This window comes from Shewanella sp. 11B5, assembly GCF_002836795.1.
In the GTDB taxonomy this organism is placed as follows: Bacteria; Pseudomonadota; Gammaproteobacteria; order Enterobacterales; family Shewanellaceae; genus Shewanella; species Shewanella frigidimarina.
In genome coordinates this window covers 1-2,685 of the sequence record NZ_PJAP01001012.1, presented here as the reverse complement: position 1 = coordinate 2,685, position 2,685 = coordinate 1, and the positions used below count along the sequence as shown (strand labels likewise).

Sequence of the window (2,685 nt, the reverse complement as noted above, 5' to 3'; positions counted from 1 at the left end):
TAACCATAGCACTAAAAACAAAAATGGGTGCCAAAGGCACCCATTTTTACACAAAACTTATGTTATACGTCTAAGTTGGCCACATTAAGCGCGTTAGTTTCAATAAACTCACGACGCGGCTCAACTTGGTCACCCATCAAACATGTGAATAGCTGATCAGCAGCTACCGCATCTTCAATAGTAACGCGTAACATACGACGTGATTCCGGATCCATTGTAGTTTCCCACAATTGTTCAGGGTTCATTTCGCCCAATCCTTTATAACGTTGTATGTACAGGCCGCGTTTCGCTTCACTAATAGTCCAATCTAATGCTTCTAAGAAGCTTTCAACTTCTTTAACACGTTCACCACGTTGTACATAACCACCTTCTTCAATCATACCCTCTAATGCTGCGCCTAACTTAGCGATACGCTGGTAATCAGATGACGTGAAGAAGTCATAACCAAATAGATAGTTAGTATCGATACCGTGCTTACGGATTGTCACGCTAGGGGTGTAAACCTTGCGCTCAGGGTCAAGCATTACATTGGCAGTAAAAATAATACCGCTACTTTCACGTTCAACTAAATCTGCAATGAAGCCATTACACCATTCGGTCATTTGCGCTTCATCACTTAACACTGCGGCAGTCACTTCAGGGTGATACAACATACGGTCAAGTAGGTTGGTCGGGTAACGTTTTTCTAGGCGCTTAATAATGCGCTCAACTTCACGATACTGTGCCACTAAACGCTCTAATGGCTCACCAGACATACCAAAAGCACCTGGGCTTGGATAAATATTGGTGCCATCAAGAGCTTGAGTGGTTAAATACTCAGTCAATGCTGGCTCATCTTTCAAATACTGTTCTTGCTTACCTTTTTTCACTTTGAAAAGTGGTGGTTGAGCAATATAAATATAGCCACGCTGGATCAATTCAGGCATTTGACGGAAGAAGAAGGTCAACAGCAAAGTACGAATGTGTGAGCCGTCGACGTCAGCATCGGTCATGATGATGATGTTGTGATAACGAGTCTTATCTGGATTATATTCATCGCGGCCAATGCCACAACCTAATGCAGTAATCAACGTTGCCACTTCCTGTGAAGATAACATCTTGTCAAAGCGCGCTTTTTCTACGTTTAAGATCTTACCTTTTAGCGGAAGAATCGCTTGGTTTTTACGGTTACGTCCCTGCTTGGCTGATCCACCAGCAGAGTCACCTTCCACTATATATATTTCAGAAAGACCAGGATCTTTCTCTTGGCAGTCAGCTAGCTTACCTGGCAAACCACCTAAATCTAGCGCGCCTTTACGACGTGTCATTTCACGCGCTTTACGCGCCGCTTCACGAGCACGTGCTGCATCAACAATTTTACCAACAATTAATTTAGCATCGGCTGGATTTTCTAATAGGTAATCATTTAACTGCTCACCCATTGTTTGTTCAACCGCGCTTTTCACTTCACTAGACACAAGTTTGTCTTTAGTTTGCGAGCTAAACTTTGGATCAGGTACTTTTACTGAAATAACCGCGGTCAAGCCTTCACGCGCATCATCACCTGTGGCACTAGTCTTACCTTTTTTGTTAAACCCTTCACGTTCCATGTAGTTATTCAAGTTACGTGTTAATGCACCACGGAAACCGGCTAAGTGAGTACCACCGTCGCGTTGTGGGATGTTATTGGTAAAACAAAAAATATTCTCTTGATAACCATCGTTCCACTGCATAGCAACTTCAACGGTGATACCGTCTTCGCGTTCATGAGAAAAATGGAAAACATCTTTGTTAATCGGCGTTTTGTTACGGTTTAAGTAATCAACAAAAGCACTAATACCGCCTTCATACTTAAAGAACTCATCTTTACCGTCGCGCTCGTCAACTAAACGAATGCCTACACCAGAGTTCAAAAATGATAGTTCGCGTACGCGTTTGGCTAAAATTTCAAAATGAAATTCAACATCAGTAAACGTGTCACTACTTGGCCAGAAGCGGAGTTCGGTACCGGTTTTAACCGCATCACCAATTTCCTTGATAGGTGCATCGGGTACACCATGAGTATAAAACTGCTCATAGACTTTACCTGCTCTACGAATGGTTAACTGCAGTTTTTGCGATAACGCGTTAACTACAGATACACCCACACCGTGCAGACCACCAGAGACTTTATAAGAGTTATCATCAAACTTACCGCCAGCATGAAGTACGGTCATAATAACTTCAGCGGCAGATATACCCTCTTCTTCATGTATCGAAACAGGAATACCACGACCATCGTCTTTTACTGAGACTGAACCATCTGAATGAATGCTAATGGTGATATCACTACAATGGCCTGCTAAAGCTTCATCGATAGAGTTATCGACCACTTCGAATACCATGTGATGAAGACCTGTGCCATCATCAGTATCACCAATGTACATACCAGGTCTCTTACGGACTGCATCAAGGCCTTTTAATACCTTGATACTCGAAGAATCGTAACTATTCTCTGACATATTTATCTCTCGTTGTTATTCAATAACCGTTACCAGCCCTTGTTCCACATGAAACATCCTGTTTGGAGGGCTAGATAACGAATCGACTATTGCTTGCGGATCGATCGCAGTGACAAAAATTTGTGCACCGGTTTCGGTTAACTGCTGTAGCAATAGCTGCCTATGCTGTGCATCCAACTCCGACGGTAAATCGTCGACTAGATAA

The 2,685-nt window shown here is 42.8% G+C and carries 1 protein-coding gene and 1 pseudogene; both read right to left on the bottom strand.

The genetic code is table 11. The features are described 5' to 3' along the window. Positions 1-62: 62 nt before the first annotated feature. Positions 63-2,480 (bottom strand): DNA topoisomerase (ATP-hydrolyzing) subunit B, encoded by a 2,418-nt coding sequence (gene gyrB, locus CXF78_RS19650; protein ID WP_011635496.1) that lies wholly within the window; start codon positions 2,478-2,480, stop codon positions 63-65. A gap of 15 nt (positions 2,481-2,495) precedes the next feature. Then, positions 2,496-2,685, bottom strand: a pseudogene (recF, locus tag CXF78_RS19645) (DNA replication and repair protein RecF); the annotation flags it as partial.

What these genes read in the sequence shown, in the direction of transcription:
- gyrB (WP_011635496.1), bottom strand. Translation starts at nt 2,480, where the DNA reads ATGTCAGAGAATAGTTACGATTCTTCGAGTATCAAGGTATTAAAAGGC.